The sequence below is a fragment of the Bacillus sp. MM09(2025) genome, from assembly GCF_050496725.1.
Taxonomy (GTDB): Bacteria; Bacillota; Bacilli; order Bacillales; family Bacillaceae; genus Bacillus; species Bacillus pumilus.
The window spans coordinates 121194-136911 of the sequence record NZ_JBNWEN010000003.1 but is presented as its reverse complement, the minus strand read 5'-3'; the positions used below and the strand labels follow the sequence as shown (position 1 = coordinate 136911).

The following is a 15718-nucleotide window of genomic DNA, read 5'->3' as shown; positions in this document are numbered from 1 at the left end:
CTTCTTACACTTGCTCCATCAGTTGATACATTGGTAAAAGAATAGATAAATACACAATGAGTATTAGAATTGCCGTCAGACCATAGATAATCGGCTGCAGCCACGACATCCATTTTTCAATTTTCAGCTCTGCATTCTCTAATAGAAATTGGCTGTACGTGTACATTTCTCTTGCAAGCATCCCGCTCGCTTCACCATGTTCGATGACGGCGGCAAAATGTTTTTCAAAAAAAGGCGACAGGCTCACTTGATATGCCATGCTCTCTCCTTTTCTTAGCTCTTCAATCATCTGTTCTGATATTTCTTGAAGAAAGGGTAAGTAGCTTTGCTGCTTAAAAGCTAGCAAGCTCTCGTACATCGATAACCCAGCCTGAAGCAGTCCGCTTAACTGTAGAGAGAAAAGGTACGTATGCATCAGCCGCATTCCTTTATATAAAAAAGGAAACCTGCTTATGACCCTCAGCTTCTCAAGGGTAGATTTTTTCCTAAAAAAGAAGGCATAGTATCCAGTCAGACAAATACACACACAGCCGATGAGGAGGAGAGATACATGAAGCAATTGAAAGATTCCAAACATACCTTGAATCAGCCATGACATTCGGGTATCCATCGAGGAGTACAAGAGAGAAAATTGAGGAATGATCATTTGCTGAACAAGTATGAGCACGATCAAAACCGTAAAGATGAGGAAAATTGGGTAACGTAATATGCGTTTAAACGTGTCTACCTGTTTAATTTTTTTCTCTAAAAACCGTGCGCTTTGTTCAAGTGCTGTTGCTAGACTGCCATGCTTTTCGGAAAAACTTAAAATGGCGATGACTTCCCGCTGAAAATGAAGTCTTTCTAGCACCACATACAAAGGCTCCCCTTCAAGCAGCCACTGAATGCCCGGTGCTAATTGTTGCTGCTGTTTATTCGACAACTGAATATTCACCATCGTTAATGCCTCAACCAGTGTATATCCAGCCTGAATCAATTGAGCAAGTTTTGATAGACATTCCGCTTGATCCTTTTTAGACCACGCTTTATAGGCTTGCTTCTTCATAAACCCAGCGATGATAGGTGTTTTTCGATAAATAGCCTAGTGCCACTCCTTTACGAATTAATCTTTGCAGTGTTTCATATGACGAGTGAGCATATTCTCCTTTAGCCTCCTTGATACACTCACCGAGCTCCTTTCCGAACAGCAGTTCAAATACATTTGTTCGTCTGACCGGACGATTTAATTTACAGTAAAGCTGGCATGTTTCTCCGCAAAAAGGACAGGTGAGCTCGATTAATCGCTGCGCAGCAATCGCAACCATCGTTTGTTCGAGTTCATTCATCGTGACACCAAATTCAAGCATACGATAAAGGGCTCCTTTTGCATTTTTCGCATGTAGTGTACTCATCACTAAATGGCCTGTCAGTGCTGCTCTAATTGCCGTTCGGGCCGTTTCAGCATCTCTTATTTCTCCTAGCACAATCATATCTGGATCATGTCTTAAAATAGCGCGTAATCCTGCGGCATATGTGATACCGGCTTTTTCATTTACTTGAACCTGTAACACTTCTTCATTTCTTGTTTCCACTGGATCTTCAAGTGTAATTATATTTCGGTTGAAATTCTTTTTTGCAAACTGGATCAATGAATAGAGGGTCGTTGTTTTGCCTGAATTGGTTGGACCGGTAAATAAAATGAGCCCATGCGAATGATTCAAAAACGATAATAATCGAGTAGAGGCTTTCGGAAATAGTGATAGATGTTTTATTTTCGGAACATGATCCTGCGGCAATATTCTAATCACTAAACTCTCATCATTTACAGTTGGTAAGGTAGACATTCGAATAAACACCTGGCCTCTTCTTAGCATCACAGCTAGCGACCCATTTTGCGGTCTCCGTTTTTCTCCGATATCCATGGATGATAAAAATTTAAAATGAGCAATGAGCCGCTCGCCGCTTTTTTTATCAATGGTCCGCTGCTGAATTAAATCTGAGTCTACTCGGAAAGATACAGACGCTTCCTTTTCTTTTGGGACAATATGCACATCAGAAGCCCTCATACGGCATGCTTCTTCTAGCAGCTCTTGCCCCAAATATTCAATCCCATACAAGTGGTTCACTCCTTTCAGTGACCCTATTGTAAGGTGGTAGAACATTCCTGACAAAAGCGTATTTCTTCATTTTCATGACTGAAAAGGTGTGAACATGTTCAATATGAGATGTATTCCATCTATAAATAACAGAAGCGCATATAAAAAAATTGATTTTTACAACAACGGGTTCCGTTCAGAGGGGAAAATAACTAAATAACATTAAAAAAAGAGATGCTATTGGCACCTCTTTTTTATACTAATTTACATAGGATCATCACTATTTTATTTTGTTCTTCCATTGTGGATGATTCGTTACAACGAATGAGTTAAATAGTGAATCATACTTATCCCCTTCGAGTGAGAAAACAGAAATTTGAGGTTGAGAAATCATTGACTCATATAATGTGTCTACCGGATGGGACAATTCTTCAATTAAAAGTTCGGTCATAACTTTATCTTTAATATCCACTAGCCCAAGGTAATCCTCAACTATTTCCGATTCTAAAAATGGCTGTGTTTTCATCATTTCTGTCATTTGTCCATTTCCAGAGAACTTTAATAAATCACGCCAGTACGGACAAGCCAACATGAGTGAAATAAAACCATTAAAACTTTTTCCAACCTTTCCAGCCTTTCCTTCTGAATCAATATAGAGAACTGGGCGCTTTTCAACTTCACCAGAACCAATTAATGAAAAAATTCCACCCGACACGTCTTGAGCAATAATCGCAACTTGTTCATCCACCTTAAAATGAAATTTTTCTGTATCTGAATTAGGCTCAATCAATTCAAAGTCATAGTATTCAATAAGATAATTAACTATTTCTGGTTTGCTCAAAATTGTTGCAAACAATTTCGGTGTTTCCAAATGTATGTCCTCCTCAACAGGTTACTTATTACGGAAGATAAAGAATATCCTTTCATGTCTGTTCGGAAATGACCCAATTCACATTATCTGAGCTTTGATTTTCCGGCTTTATTTAGCTCCAATTCATCATCTTAAATAAAGACTCCTTATTTTGGTTGATGAATTAACAAAAATTCCAGCAGTTATTTTAGCATACAGATTGGACATTGACTCATCATGATTATGCATCATAAAATAGGTATGTTAAACGAACTGTTAAAGACAAATCCTATTAAATCAGCATTTATGGGTAAAAAAAGAGACCAAACCTGTATGCGAATTGGCCATCTAATGAATATGCTAATTATATTGTTTCTCCTTGTCAACGGACCCGGTACTTTTACAAGTAAAGGTTTTGTTCATGTTGCTTCTTGCTGCTGCTCTTCAAAGATACGAAATCCTCTTTTTTCTAACGCTTTTGCAAGGCTGTGTTCTGTATTTACTTTTGAGAAATCAATGCCGAGTTTCACTACAGTTTGAGCGATCTCTGGGCGAATGCCTGATATAATCGTCTCAATTCCTAGTAGCTTCGAACTATCGACCACTTTAAACAGCTGATAAGCAACCATCGTATCAACGATCGGTACGCCCGATATATCAATGAATAAATGCGTTAAACGAAGTCTTGAAGCCTGTTCTAGTACGGATTCCAGAATGATTTTGGCCCGGTACGTATCGATTTCTCCGATCAGCGGCAAAATCCCGATTTCCTTTGATACCGGAATAACAGGGGCACTCAGTTCTTGAATCATCTCTCTCTGTGCATTCAGCTGACTGAGTGTCACGCGGTCATATTCTTCTGATAAACGCTCAATCATATCATCAAATGTGGCGTGAAAGTGCTGATTCCACTGACACACATCTTGCAGGGTCACTTCAAGCTCTGTTTCTTGGGTGAATGTCTCAATTCTCGAACAGAAAATGTAGCGGAAGATCTTAAATTGTCCAATGATTTCATATAACGGCACCTCGTGCACTGCTCGATCACGAGCAATATCAACAGACCATTTTTTCAAATGGTTTTCTGCTTTGTCTGACAGTGTCACAAGTGTTGCTGCAATAGTTTGAATAAACGCTGTATTCTGTTCCTTCAGCTTCTTTTCCGTTTCCTCTGAAGCATGTTTAGAATATAATGAGCCTTCTTCTGTTCTTGTCTTTAGCCATTCTTCGGTCATGACAGGGGCTTCTTTTAGGATAAATTCATATAATTGCTTAGATTTTTCATTCTTCATTTACTTCTTCCGCTCCTTTTTCACTTAAAACTCGCGACATACAACTTCTATGTATAAATGACCGTAGATGGTGAACAATATCATTACACGTTTGATATTGGGCTATAGCCAAGTGGTAAGGCAATGGACTTTGACTCCGTGATCGTTGGTTCGAACCCAGCTAGCCCAGTTCAGCACAAAAACGAAGACGGCTGAAGCATGTTTCAGCTGATCTTCGTTTTTATTAGGAAACTGATTGATGAATCGCTTTCTTTTTTGATAATTTCATGAGTTCTCCGGGATTATAGCCTACTACTAACTTATTTCCATCAATGATAATTGGTCTTCGGAGCAGTTTTGGTTTTTCAATGAGAAGTTGAAGAACCTCGTTTACTTTTAAATCATTAATATTTAAATTTAAGCTTTTAAAAGCTTGGCTTCGTGTGGCTAAAATTTCATCCATTCCTTCTGTTGTTAAGGAAAGGATCTTTTTTAATTCTTCTAGGGTTGGCGTTTCTCTGAAAAGGTGACGCTCTTTAAAATCAATTTGATTCGCCTTTAGCCAATGTTTTGTTTTGCGGCAAGACGTGCAGCTCGGGTATGAATAAAAAGTAATGTCACTCATTAGTCTTCCTCCTTAGGTCGTTAACCTTTTCTCTTATGGAGTAAGTACCCTCATGTATTTCGGCATAAACACATTTTGATCACTTTTTCAAAAAAATTTTTTCTACCTGCAAAATAAATGTTCACACGTTGTCAAAAATGTAAATGTTTACATAACAAGTGATGATCAGCTATAATATGAATCAAAGGGGTTTTTTTAAGGGGAGGGAAAGAAATGAATCGCATGTTCCGCGTGCTTGGCTTTTGGACGGGTATTTTTGCTGTCATGTTCTATTTAGGGCATATGAAAGATGCATCGTTGCTGTTCTTCGGTCAAACCGTTCTTTTTGTATTTTTATCCTACTTGAATCTATCCGAAAGAATGTATATTTACATTTTCGGAGCGTACTTGACGATTTTCTTTGCCGGATTTACATATTATTCGATTTTCATCATGGTTCCCGGTACCGGACATTAATTGAAAAAAAGCATCTCTATCAAAAGAGATGCTTTTTTTCATACGTTTAAAGAGAAAAACCATTGATAAATGGATTTTGTTCTTGCTCCGTGAGTACAGTCGTTTCTCCGCCATGTCCACTTAAAACAAGAGTTGATTCTGGTAATGACAACAATTTGTTATGAATTGATTGAAGCAGCACTTCTTGACTGCCCCCTACTAAATCTGTTCTCCCGATGCCGCCTTCAAATAGCGTGTCACCAGAAATCACAAATCCTTCTTCCGCCGAATAGTAAGATACACTGCCTGGAGAATGCCCAGGAGTGTGGAACATCTCTAATGTAAACGATCCAATTTGAAGAGTTCCTTCTGACGTGATTAATTTTTCAGCTTCTTTGACCGTAATTCCATTCCCAATCAATCGAGCTGAACCGTTTAATTCAGCATTCGTGAGCCATTCTTTTTCATTCTCATGTACATAGAGTGGCACTCCCCACTCTGCCCGCACCTCATCTGCGGCACCGATATGATCAAAATGAGCATGTGTCAGTAAGACAGCAAGCGGTGTGAGCTGTTTTTCTTTTACATAGGAAATCAGCTTTTGTGCTTCACCGCCTGGATCAAAGATTAAACATTCTCCGTGCTCATTTTTCCAAATATACGCATTCGCTTGTACATAGCCTAGTGGCATTCTTCTCCAATTCATTTTCATCACCTACTTTATTCATTCTTTTTTATTATGAAGGCTACACAATAAAAATTCAAACAATCGTCAACTGGAATCTACTCGACAAGCTTTATGAAAACGGTTAAAATGAAAAGAAAGGAAATCAAGGGGATTGATGACAAAGGGGGACTTTCACATGATGCTCGTCATTATTTTTGGTCTAGTCACGATTTTAGCTGCACTCGGGATCTATCGCTCACTTAAAAAAGTGAACGTACTTGCCATCGCTTTTGCTGGCGCAACCTTTTTGGTTTTTGGCTGGTTTACTGTCATGACCATCATCTATAGCGGTTATCCAACTGCACATTAAAAGCCTGCATTTAGCAGGCTTTTTTCATTGATTCAAGTGCTTATTCACGCTTTCTATTTTACTTGTAAGCGTTGTGGTTTGATCCCGCCTGTCATCAATGCGGATATTGGTCGCTACGCGGTGCAGTCCCTTTTCAAAAGGTGCTTCATGAATGCGCTGAATGACTTCAAATAAAACGGATAATTCACCTTCAATTAACGTATTCATTGGTGTTAATTGATAATTAATTTTCCCTTCTTTTTGAAAGCCTTCTAAAATTCTTTGTACATCTGCTACATAAGCACTGACACTTGGTGTTTCGGTGCCTATTGGAATGATCGTGACATCTGCTATGGCCATGTTTAGTGCCCCTTTCCATTGAATCCTCATGTTTTCTCGTCCTCATTGTAACCTATTCGCATTCCATCATGCCATGCTCACGTTGCATTTAAAGAAGGTTTGTCTCTTTCTATCGTCAAATCCGTCCTCTTTACCTTCCCAATCTTTGTGAATAGCAGCAGGCATATCCCAGACACAGCTTCAATGATGCCGCCAGCCGCAATGACATATCCAGACCCAAATTGTGTTGCCATATAGCCACCAATGAGTGCGCCTAACGGAATCATGAAGAAGGAAATCATATTGATAATTGCATACACTTGCGGCTGATCCTCTGCTTTTACTGACAATTGAATCATTGTATGTTCAGGCACGTTGACTGCACTGATGGCGGCACCTAAAGCAAAAGCTGATATAAATACAAGTGGTAAAAATGCGTTCATACCTGTGATGAAAAACGAGATTCCGTCAACGATCCCGGCACCTATAAACAGCAGCCCATACCGGTTCACTTTTACCTTTGTCAAAACAAATCCCATCAAGAATGCACCTAGTGCCGTTGTGACTTTAATAAATGAATAGATCACTGGTCCACTATGTAAATCCTCTGTTAAATAAATAACCGACAATGCTTCCCATGGTGCGGCAGCAAAGTTCGAGCAGACACAAAAAATCGCCAATGGGAACAAAATATGATGCCTTCTCACAAGTGAAAATCCCCGAATCAATCTTTTGCCGTATGATAACCCTTTTTTGGCTTTATCGATGATGATTTCTGTTTCATATGTAATGATGAATACGAGTAAAGCGGACAAGAGATAAAGAGGAATAATCACAAGCATTGTATATCCTACCCCCACAAATGCAATCATGACACCACAAACCGTGACCGTCACAAGCCTGACTACATGACTTGCTGATTGAATAGTTGCATTCGCTTTTTGTATGAGGTCCTCATGGACAAGCTTTGGAATAATTGATACAGACGCCGGTTCGTAGGAGCCACCAGTTGCTGAATGAAGCAGCATACAGCCAATAACTAGTGCTAATGGCGTGAAACCATAAAAGTAACTGACCACAATCACAAGGATTATCGCTCCTCTAGTTAAATCAGCAAAACACATCCAAAATTTCAGTTGATGCGGCTTCATCATTGGGGTAATGAGCGGGCCAACAATGGCTTGCGGAACAAAGCTGACCGCAATAAAAAAGGCTGTTCCAATTGCCCCTTTTCCGCCTAGTACTAAAAGCCACAAGATGGTGTTGAAAGAAAGACTATCAGCTGTTATTTTGCACATTTTAGAAATAAATAAGTAAGTGAAATTCCTTTTCCACAGGCTTTGAGCACTCAATAATCGACATCTCCCTAAAACATATCCTTTTTTTTACATCCATATCTTTCACAATAGCTCACAAGGGAGGCCTTCGTCAATGACCCTACTATTATTTTTATTGACAATAAGAAATTGCTTCATGTCAAATGTAAAAAGCACCTGACAGGTGCTTTTTAACACTTACATGCTTCCCATAACAACCGCTTTGTTTTCTCATAGATGGTGTCAAATTGATTCATGGAAAGAGGATTTTTTCCTAGACCAAGCTCGACTGTATAGCCCTCATTGTGACATTGATAAATAAACCAATCACGATAGCCTGCATAGCTGTCAAGATATTGAACTGGCTGATAGCCGCTTACTTGCTCAAATCGTTTGACCGTTTCTTTTGAGATGGCTGGTTCATGACCAAGAAAACCCCAGTATATCTCTTCTCCTTGTGTATGAAGAGCAACAAGCCTGTCAAAGCGTTTTCGTAACGCTAGATTTGCCATCGCTTTCGCTTCTGGCTCTGTTAGCGGCTGATATCCAGGAAAACCGCGATTGGACGGTTCCTTAGGCTCATAACGGTAGTATTCGATCTCCCAATAAGCAGGAAATTGATTGTTCAAATCCACCCCTCTTATATTTGCTTTCCATTCTTGATAATCAGCATATCCTCCATGTAGCGCTGTGAATTCTTCACTGCTGAGCCCTAGTGACTCTGGTCCATTTCGTACGAGATCCACGCCATCTGGATTCACCATTGGTACGATGGAGAGAGCTGTAGTTCGCAGAATATGAACGGCTTCATGATGTCTTGCTTGCACCGGGTCAGATGCAGCCAAACACAGCGATTTCAGCCATTTTATTAAAACAGACGTCGTGATCCACTCATTTGCATGAAAAGAGGCATTCAAATGAATAGAATGCAAATGCTGAACAGGCTCTGTTCGGATTTCATAAATAGGTGTATCAAGCACTGAATGACCTATGACACTGATTTGAAGAAAAGGAAATGCGGCTTTTAATCGGCCCAGCTCTTCTTCTAATTGAACACTATCATATTCAAAGGTTCCATTGATCCAATCATCGGATTGCTGCAGCCTGTATGGCGCAATAAATTTCTGCAGCTCACCTATGGAAGAAAATGAATGGATGCCTTCCGGAAGTCGATATCCCGGTAAAAGGAGATACTCAGTGCTGATATGATTGGATAAATGGAAAGCCGCATTCCCTATCCCTAGCTGCTTTGCCACATTATCCTTTTCCTCTTCATCAAGCTGCCATTCAATTTTCCCAAACGACGTTGTCTTCATTTACATCCCTCCTCTCATACTATATGAGCTGGCATACAAAAAAAGAAAACCTCTGCATGTAAAAATAACAGAGGTTTTCTCATATGTTAGGACGCCTTTTTCAGCTTCGTTTCATCTTCTTTTTTGGATGGAGAATGGTCCGGGCTGTTCCGGTCATAAAATCTAAGGAGATCCCCATAGATGATCTGATCAGAGAATTGGAGCTCTTGCTTTGCCTTTTCTTCATAAGACTGACAAACAGTCTCATCATCTCTCGGCTCACCCGTTTTTTTATTGTAGCAAACACCATCTGTGAAAACACTGTCCTTCGTAATAAAGCTGCCATCACGAAGCACGGTAAAGTCATTCTTATCTTTTGATAAAAGATCATGACCAAATTGGATTTGTTTACTTGTATCGACTCCTAAAAGATTGAGTATAGTTGGACGGATATCGATTTGTCCGCCTACTGTATCAATTTCTTTTGGCTGTTGATCTGTGATCCCTGGAATGTGTACAACAAACGGCACTTTTTGAAGCTGCACTTCTTCAAATGGCGTAATCTCTTTATTTAAAAATTGTCCCATTGCTTCGTTATGGTTTTCTGAAATTCCATAGTGATCCCCATATAAAACAAAGATCGAATTTTCGTACAAACCTGTTTCCTTCATCTTTTCAAAGAAAATCTTCAGCGCCTCATCTTGATATCGCACTGTCGGAAAGAACTTGTTTAACGTTTTGCTCTTAGAATCATATTCATCAATCAGCTTATCTTCTTCGTCTAGATCAAACGGAAAGTGATTCGTTAATGTAATCAATCTCGTATAGAAAGGCTGCGGGATCGATTTCATCAATTCCGCTGACTGTTCGAAGAATGGACCATCTTTCAGCCCCCAGCCAACTGAATTTTCTTCATTTACATCAAATGATTTAATATCAAAAAACTTGTCGTAGCCTAAGCTATCGTAGATCAGGTCACGGTTCCAGAAACTTTTGTTATTCGCATGAATGACAGAAGAATGGTACCCCTCATCCTTTAACAGCTCAGGTGTGGCTGTATACTCATTGCTTGGATTTGTGAAGAACACAGCCCCTCTTCCAAGTGGATAGAGAGAGTTATCAACAATAAACTCCGAGTCCGATGTTTTTCCTTGGCCTGTTTGATGATAGAAATTAGTAAAGTTGTAGCTTTTCTTGATTAGTTTGTTGAGAAATGGGGTGATTTCTTTCCCATTTAATTTTTCATTGACCACAAAGCTCTGAGTAGACTCAAGTGAGACAAGGATGACATTTCGTCCTTTAGCTTGACCAAACGTCTTTTCATTACGGTCGGTTTGATTTGCGCTTACATAGTTTTCAATTTCCGTTAAGCTATTGCTGTCAGCAAGGGCTCGTTGAGCAGACTGCTTCGATTGCAGCACTCCATCATAAATATGGAAATTATATAAGCTAATATTTTTCACCAGCATCTCACGGTCAAATGAGCGAGTGAGCAGTTCTGGTCTTTCTGTTTCAGCCAAACCTAGGTTAAAGAAGAAAGTCGCTGCCACAAATAAATAATACGCTGCTCGTTCTTTTCGTGAAATGGTGACATCCGTTCTAAAGGAAGGCTGCTTTTTATAGAGCCACATTAAAATGATGATATCAACGAACATCAATAAATCGACTGGTTCAATTAAAGAGGTAATACTTGACCCGAGGTCCCCCATATTGTTTGTTTGAAATAGGACGGGGATGGTTAGAAAATCACTATAGAATCGATAAAACACAATGTTAGCTAACAAAATGAATGTCAAAATAAAGCTCGTCACGATGATATATCGATTGCGATTTTTTTCTTTCATAAATAGACCTATACCGAAGATAAACAAGATAAAGCTAAGCGGATTAATAAACAGGATAAACTCCTGCATGAAATTTTCTATTTTAATATTGAAGCTAGATTTATAGATAACATAGGTTTTGACCCACATGAGCAAAGTCGCAATCAGTAAAAATGACATCGCCTTTAATCTTTTCTTTCGCATTGTAACCTCCTTATGCTAAGCGAGCACTCAAGCTAGGGATACACCCTAATTATTGGTGCTTCTTCAAAAATAACTAAACTATATCTTATCCTGTATGTGCTGGAAAATCAATGTCTTTTTCCTCATGACAAACTTATAAATATGCTAAACATTTCATTTCATGCCCATCTATCGCTTTTTTTAATAAAAATGACATCATGATGACTTTTTTGTTTAAGACAACCATTTGTTTTTTGCCATCCATGCACCGCCGATGACTCCTGCATCGTTTCCGAGAGAGGCAATCACGACTTCGACATCATCAGCGCAAGGCGGAAATGCATGATGCTTAACAACGCGCTCTACTTTACTGCGAAGGAGCTCACCTGCTTTTGAAACACCGCCGCCAATGACAATTTTTGTTGGGTTTAACGCACTGGCAAGATTCGCTAGGACAAGTCCAAGATGAGTCGTCACTTCTTCTACGACACGCATGGCAAGGTCATCTCCACTTTCAGCGGCCTTAAACACATCCTTTGCAGTCAGCGAGGTGAGTGTGCCCAGTGAAGATGTATGCTGCTCTGTTTCTAATTTATCCTTTGCTAGCCGGACGATGCCAGTCGCAGATGCAATGGTTTCAATACAGCCCGTTCTTCCGCAGTTACACGGTGCTCCTTGGAATGGAACAGCACAAATATGGCCAATTTCTCCGCCAGCCCCTGTCTCCCCTTGAACAACTTCACCATTTACAATAATACCGCCGCCAACACCTGTACCAAGTGTGACCATCAGGATATTTTTTGCGCCATCGCCTGCACCCTTCCACATTTCACCGAGTGCAGCAATATTCGCATCATTTTCGATGACAGATGGAAGTCCTGTCTCTGCCTCTAGGTGATCTTTGAGTGGATAGTTTGTCCAGCCGAGATTCGTTGTTTTATAGACAATCCCAGATACTTTATCTACAGGCCCAGGTGCACCCATTCCAATCCCAATCAGCGCTGATTTGGGCATACTGATTTCGACCAATTTGTGGTCAATTGATTTGGCAATATCGACTGTGATCGTCTGCCCTGATTTATCCGTAGGAATTTCCCACTTATGCTGAATTTCACCATATAGATTAATGAACGCAAGCTTAATTGTCGTACCGCCAAGATCAACTCCTACAAACCAATCCCCTATCATATGCCCTCCACCTTCACATTGTTTTTCGATTTAATTTGGCTAGTTCCATTTGAAGAATCGTCATTGCGTTTGACCATTCGGTCCGGTCAATAATGCCCGATGTATACATTTCCTTCAGTTCATCTGCCATAAATTCTAATTCCACTTCACGATCTCCGAAATACACATAATTTCCAAATCTCATGAGCAGCTGCTGTACATCATATAACGTTTTCATTGTTTCCACCATTTCTTCTCATCAACAGATAGGATAAGCGTATTCATAAATGCGCTTTCAGTCAAGTCATTCAATGTGTTTGCGTGTTTTCAATATATTGTTTCAGCTTTAAAAATTGATCATTTTTTGGATCTTGGTCTAATCCTTTTTCTATTAGATCCTCTGCTTTCGCTGTCTCTCCTTTTTCTACGTACAACAACGATAAATGATACAGTTTATTTGGATCATCTGGATCTTTTTTAAGCGACTTTTGTAAAAATCCAATCGCTTTGTCAAGGTGGCCGAGCTGGGCTTCCGATAGTGCATATATATGGAGAGCCTCAGCTGATGCGTCCTTTTGATGTACATATTCCTCTAAACGTTTACTTGCTTCGTTATAGTTCTTGTCATCAAATAGACTTGCTGTCTCACTTACTGCCGCCGCTTCCTTTTGATCATCGGAATGAAACCCTGTATACAATCCAAAACCACCAATCAACAGTAGAACAATACTAGCAAGAAACATTTTGACAGGCTGCACCTGTTTAGGGAGACGGACAGCTAAAGCAGCTAAAAAACCGCCAACTAGACCGCCAAGGTGCCCTGCGTTATCAATACCTGATACGGTGAAGCCGATCCCTAAATTGATGAGGATGATCACAATAATATTTGTCCCCATCGTCCGAAAGAAGAGCTTACGGTTAGAGATTGCCAAATATAATAGTGCACCTAAGCATCCAAAGATTGCACCTGATGCACCGGCTGCGATGGCGGTATTAAAGACAAAGCTCGCTATGGAACCAAAAATGCCGGAAATGAAATAGATGAGCACAAATCTCCATGAACCATAAATTCTCTCAACAGCCGCTCCGACAGACCAAAGAGCAAATGTATTAAAGAGTAAGTGCGTCAAGCCAATGTGCAAAAACATTGGTGTAATCAGGCGCCACCATTCTCCCTCTAAGATCAGCCCATTATTTTTAGCACCAAACGCTGTCAAAGTTGCCGTATTGGTACTTCCGCCAAATAGTTCAAGTAAAAGAAACATCACCACTTGAACAGCGATGAGCAGGTAGGTGAAAATCGGCCTGCCATTTTGAAAAACGGCCCGTTCTCGTTCACGCTGCTTTTCCTGATCATCGAATGCTTGAAGTGCGTTCACTTTAAGCTTTATGACATCTTCAGCTGTGTCTCTTTTTGCCTCTTCTACATCCACTGTCAACGATGTATTGAGCCATTTTTGCAGCTCGTTAACGTCGTGTTGAAGAGTGTCTGCATTCAGTAATACAGGTGTAACCGTCACCTTTTGCTTTTTTTGCGGCTGACCGTTTAGGTCCTCCCAATCATCTACAGGGTGGTCAGCTGTAAATTGGAGCTGCAAGAGATGAAGAGACCGTTTACGCATGGCCTCTCTCAGCTGATTCATCCGATACGTCTGCTCTTCGATATCTCGAACGACCTCCTGTTTAAAATTCACATCTTTTCTATATAGACGGATAAGATCATACCCTGAGTTTCGTGGTGCTTCGAAAAATATTTCATCTTCTGGATACGGACTTTGAATCATCTCGTACCCTTTTTGTCTTAATTCATCAACAACTCGCCAAAATAAACTATCTATGACATTCATTCATTCGCGCTCCATTTTTTACATTATTATAACAAGAATCGTTCTGATCCGCATTTCTGAACAAAAAAATCCCGGCGTCTGCGGGATTAGAATGCTTGGCGAATAAATTTCGTCCGAAAATATGGGATTTTCATCAGCCACTTAATAAAAAAGTGACGCACTTGATTTTGACCTAAGATCAAATTCATCAGTCGATAACGATTTTGCACGAGAACAAATGCAAACAATGTGAACACAATGCTCCAAATCATTTTATTCATCATATTCCCTCCTATGTTCGTATCGTGGCTTAAATAGGGTGTGTTTATGCATGAACCATCATTTTTATCGCTTACCATGCGATCTGCTTTCACACTCTAATCCCTTGTTCTTTTGATTGAATATAATAGACCTCTTCACACTCTGATTGATCAAAAGAAACGTCAAATCGATGAAGGTCGATTAAATCCTTGAACGTATGAGGCAGCTTACAATTCCGCTCTACCTCTTCGATCTTATGCGGGAAATAACTGTCGTATGGATTTGGTGTATGTACATATACAGCGTCCAAACCAGGGTCATGTTCGTGAATACAAATCCATGTTTGGTATGGCTTTTCAAAGCCTTCAAGCTGTTTTAACAGCCTATGATATAAGGCGATATGGGCTTTGATATGCTCTCTTCTTATTTTTAAGCTATTTTCCCCGACTCCAAAAAAATCAAGGTGCGTATGCCAAAAATAAAACCATGAATCCTGATCGAGTTTTAGATCACAAGTATTGACTTCCTCCCGCATATTGCGGAAGTATCTTTTCTTTCCACGAAATTTTTTCAAAACGGACCTCCTATCAGCTAAAATGAAATGACTTTATGAAACAACAAAAAGCCCGTTCTTTGGACAATCAGCGGACTTTTACTTTTGATATAACGTACCTTTTTCACTGACAATTATAGACACCGGCATGTCGTGTGCTTCAGATGGCACATGCCTAATTTGCTGTAAAGACAGACAAAGTGCAATGGTGACGCCGTGAAAGTCAGCTAAGTAGCGGTCATAATAGCCGCCCCCAAATCCAATCCGGTAGCCTTTTTGATCGAAGCATACTCCAGGCACAATGATTAAATCAATGGCTTCTTTATGTACAGCTGTTGATACTTGAGGATCTGGTTCCAATAGCCCAAAGTAGCTGGATGTCATCTTTGTTTCGGGTGTATATTCATAAAAGATCATCTCTTTTGTTTTCGGAAAGCAGGTGGGGATACATACTGTTTTTCCTTCTTCCCACGCTTTTTCAATCAGAGGCATTGTCGGTATCTCTTTTCCTCTAGACATCGTCAAAGCGATCGTTTCCGCCTGTTTCCATGCTGGCAGCTGCAGTAAATGCTCATGAAGTAAAGCCGTGCTGCGCTCAAATTCTTCAGCGCTTATCTGATCAAGCTTGGCTAATGTTTGAAGGCGAAGCTCCTTTTTCATACAGATCATCTCCCATCATAAAA

The 15718-nt window shown here is 40.0% G+C and carries 18 protein-coding genes and 1 tRNA gene; 3 read left to right on the top strand and 16 right to left on the bottom strand.

The features are described from left to right. Positions 1-4 precede the first annotated feature (4 nt). The 4 genes from comGB to ACQYAC_RS04840 all read right to left on the bottom strand — a co-directional run bounded on the left by comGB (position 5) and on the right by ACQYAC_RS04840 (position 4217). Entirely contained in the window at positions 5-1045 is a 1041-nt protein-coding gene (comGB, locus tag ACQYAC_RS04855) for a competence type IV pilus assembly protein ComGB (protein WP_429942841.1), read from the bottom strand. Then, the gene (comGA, locus tag ACQYAC_RS04850; protein ID WP_081106456.1) at positions 1026-2096 is read right to left on the bottom strand and encodes a competence type IV pilus ATPase ComGA; all 1071 of its coding nucleotides are present in this window, start codon (positions 2094-2096) and stop codon (positions 1026-1028) included. Before comGA ends, comGB begins: the two co-directional genes overlap by 20 nt. A 259-nt stretch (positions 2097-2355) precedes the next feature. Further along, positions 2356-2946 (bottom strand): hypothetical protein, encoded by a 591-nt coding sequence (locus ACQYAC_RS04845; protein ID WP_429942840.1) that lies wholly within the window; start codon positions 2944-2946, stop codon positions 2356-2358. 398 nt (positions 2947-3344) lie between these two features. Then, positions 3345-4217, bottom strand: coding sequence for an STAS domain-containing protein (locus tag ACQYAC_RS04840; protein ID WP_058014678.1), 873 nt, complete (start codon positions 4215-4217; stop codon positions 3345-3347). 98 nt (positions 4218-4315) lie between these two features. On the opposite strand from ACQYAC_RS04840, the gene ACQYAC_RS04835 reads away from it, so the two are divergent. Then, a tRNA-Gln gene (locus ACQYAC_RS04835) sits at positions 4316-4386 on the top strand. Positions 4387-4440: 54 nt separating this feature from the next. Here ACQYAC_RS04835 and ACQYAC_RS04830 read toward each other — a convergent pair. Next, positions 4441-4821, bottom strand: a complete 381-nt coding sequence (locus tag ACQYAC_RS04830; protein WP_003217382.1) for a Spx/MgsR family RNA polymerase-binding regulatory protein — start codon at positions 4819-4821, stop codon at positions 4441-4443. Positions 4822-5034: 213 nt separating this feature from the next. Between ACQYAC_RS04830 and ACQYAC_RS04825 the strand changes: the two genes are divergently transcribed. Continuing rightward, the gene (locus tag ACQYAC_RS04825) at positions 5035-5277 is read left to right on the top strand and encodes a DUF2626 domain-containing protein (protein WP_003217440.1); all 243 of its coding nucleotides are present in this window, start codon (positions 5035-5037) and stop codon (positions 5275-5277) included. 46 nt (positions 5278-5323) lie between these two features. On the opposite strand, the gene ACQYAC_RS04820 is transcribed toward ACQYAC_RS04825, so the two are convergent. Further along, positions 5324-5962: an MBL fold metallo-hydrolase gene (locus ACQYAC_RS04820; RefSeq protein WP_003217463.1), complete on the bottom strand. Its 639-nt coding sequence runs from the start codon at positions 5960-5962 to the stop codon at positions 5324-5326. Between the two features lie 157 nt (positions 5963-6119). On the opposite strand from ACQYAC_RS04820, the gene ACQYAC_RS04815 reads away from it, so the two are divergent. Beyond that, entirely contained in the window at positions 6120-6293 is a 174-nt protein-coding gene (locus tag ACQYAC_RS04815; protein ID WP_003217333.1) for a DUF2759 domain-containing protein, read from the top strand. A 24-nt stretch (positions 6294-6317) separates the two neighbouring features. Here the strand turns inward: ACQYAC_RS04815 and ACQYAC_RS04810 are convergent, their stop codons facing one another. The 10 genes from ACQYAC_RS04810 to ACQYAC_RS04765 form a co-directional block, all read right to left on the bottom strand. Beyond that, the gene (locus ACQYAC_RS04810; RefSeq protein WP_034662003.1) at positions 6318-6632 is read right to left on the bottom strand and encodes an MTH1187 family thiamine-binding protein; all 315 of its coding nucleotides are present in this window, start codon (positions 6630-6632) and stop codon (positions 6318-6320) included. Positions 6633-6709: 77 nt separating this feature from the next. Beyond that, positions 6710-7963 (bottom strand): MFS transporter, encoded by a 1254-nt coding sequence (locus tag ACQYAC_RS04805; protein ID WP_429942839.1) that lies wholly within the window; start codon positions 7961-7963, stop codon positions 6710-6712. A gap of 155 nt (positions 7964-8118) precedes the next feature. After that, positions 8119-9243, bottom strand: a complete 1125-nt coding sequence (locus tag ACQYAC_RS04800) for a M14 family metallopeptidase (RefSeq protein WP_429942838.1) — start codon at positions 9241-9243, stop codon at positions 8119-8121. Positions 9244-9329: 86 nt separating this feature from the next. Continuing rightward, positions 9330-11249, bottom strand: a complete 1920-nt coding sequence (locus ACQYAC_RS04795) for an LTA synthase family protein (RefSeq protein ID WP_429942837.1) — start codon at positions 11247-11249, stop codon at positions 9330-9332. Between the two features lie 213 nt (positions 11250-11462). Then, complete coding sequence (locus tag ACQYAC_RS04790) at positions 11463-12416, bottom strand: ROK family glucokinase (protein ID WP_429942836.1); 954 nt, start codon at positions 12414-12416, stop codon at positions 11463-11465. 13 nt (positions 12417-12429) lie between these two features. After that, the gene (locus ACQYAC_RS04785) at positions 12430-12633 is read right to left on the bottom strand and encodes a YqgQ family protein (RefSeq protein ID WP_008342322.1); all 204 of its coding nucleotides are present in this window, start codon (positions 12631-12633) and stop codon (positions 12430-12432) included. A 70-nt stretch (positions 12634-12703) separates the two neighbouring features. Then, positions 12704-14242 carry a rhomboid family intramembrane serine protease gene (locus ACQYAC_RS04780; RefSeq protein WP_429942835.1) on the bottom strand — a complete coding sequence of 513 codons (1539 nt, stop codon included), beginning with the start codon at positions 14240-14242 and terminating at the stop codon, positions 12704-12706. An 86-nt stretch (positions 14243-14328) separates the two neighbouring features. Then, entirely contained in the window at positions 14329-14502 is a 174-nt protein-coding gene (locus ACQYAC_RS04775; RefSeq protein ID WP_017367602.1) for a hypothetical protein, read from the bottom strand. An 89-nt stretch (positions 14503-14591) separates the two neighbouring features. After that, on the bottom strand, positions 14592-15056 hold the full coding sequence (locus ACQYAC_RS04770; protein WP_429942834.1) for a hypothetical protein: 465 nt from the start codon (positions 15054-15056) through the stop codon (positions 14592-14594). A 78-nt stretch (positions 15057-15134) separates the two neighbouring features. Further along, complete coding sequence (locus ACQYAC_RS04765; RefSeq protein ID WP_429942833.1) at positions 15135-15695, bottom strand: 5-formyltetrahydrofolate cyclo-ligase; 561 nt, start codon at positions 15693-15695, stop codon at positions 15135-15137. Positions 15696-15718 lie beyond the last annotated feature (23 nt).

What these genes read in the sequence shown, in the direction of transcription:
- comGB (WP_429942841.1), bottom strand. Translation starts at nt 1,045, where the DNA reads ATGAAGAAGCAAGCCTATAAAGCGTGGTCTAAAAAGGATCAAGCGGAA.
- ACQYAC_RS04840 (WP_058014678.1), bottom strand. Translation starts at nt 4,217, where the DNA reads ATGAAGAATGAAAAATCTAAGCAATTATATGAATTTATCCTAAAAGAA.
- ACQYAC_RS04830 (WP_003217382.1), bottom strand. Translation starts at nt 4,821, where the DNA reads ATGAGTGACATTACTTTTTATTCATACCCGAGCTGCACGTCTTGCCGC.
- ACQYAC_RS04825 (WP_003217440.1), top strand. Translation starts at nt 5,035, where the DNA reads ATGAATCGCATGTTCCGCGTGCTTGGCTTTTGGACGGGTATTTTTGCT.
- ACQYAC_RS04820 (WP_003217463.1), bottom strand. Translation starts at nt 5,962, where the DNA reads ATGAATTGGAGAAGAATGCCACTAGGCTATGTACAAGCGAATGCGTAT.
- ACQYAC_RS04815 (WP_003217333.1), top strand. Translation starts at nt 6,120, where the DNA reads ATGATGCTCGTCATTATTTTTGGTCTAGTCACGATTTTAGCTGCACTC.
- ACQYAC_RS04810 (WP_034662003.1), bottom strand. Translation starts at nt 6,632, where the DNA reads ATGGCCATAGCAGATGTCACGATCATTCCAATAGGCACCGAAACACCA.
- ACQYAC_RS04800 (WP_429942838.1), bottom strand. Translation starts at nt 9,243, where the DNA reads ATGAAGACAACGTCGTTTGGGAAAATTGAATGGCAGCTTGATGAAGAG.
- ACQYAC_RS04795 (WP_429942837.1), bottom strand. Translation starts at nt 11,249, where the DNA reads ATGCGAAAGAAAAGATTAAAGGCGATGTCATTTTTACTGATTGCGACT.
- ACQYAC_RS04790 (WP_429942836.1), bottom strand. Translation starts at nt 12,416, where the DNA reads ATGATAGGGGATTGGTTTGTAGGAGTTGATCTTGGCGGTACGACAATT.
- ACQYAC_RS04785 (WP_008342322.1), bottom strand. Translation starts at nt 12,633, where the DNA reads ATGAAAACGTTATATGATGTACAGCAGCTGCTCATGAGATTTGGAAAT.
- ACQYAC_RS04780 (WP_429942835.1), bottom strand. Translation starts at nt 14,242, where the DNA reads ATGAATGTCATAGATAGTTTATTTTGGCGAGTTGTTGATGAATTAAGA.
- ACQYAC_RS04775 (WP_017367602.1), bottom strand. Translation starts at nt 14,502, where the DNA reads ATGAATAAAATGATTTGGAGCATTGTGTTCACATTGTTTGCATTTGTT.
- ACQYAC_RS04765 (WP_429942833.1), bottom strand. Translation starts at nt 15,695, where the DNA reads ATGAAAAAGGAGCTTCGCCTTCAAACATTAGCCAAGCTTGATCAGATA.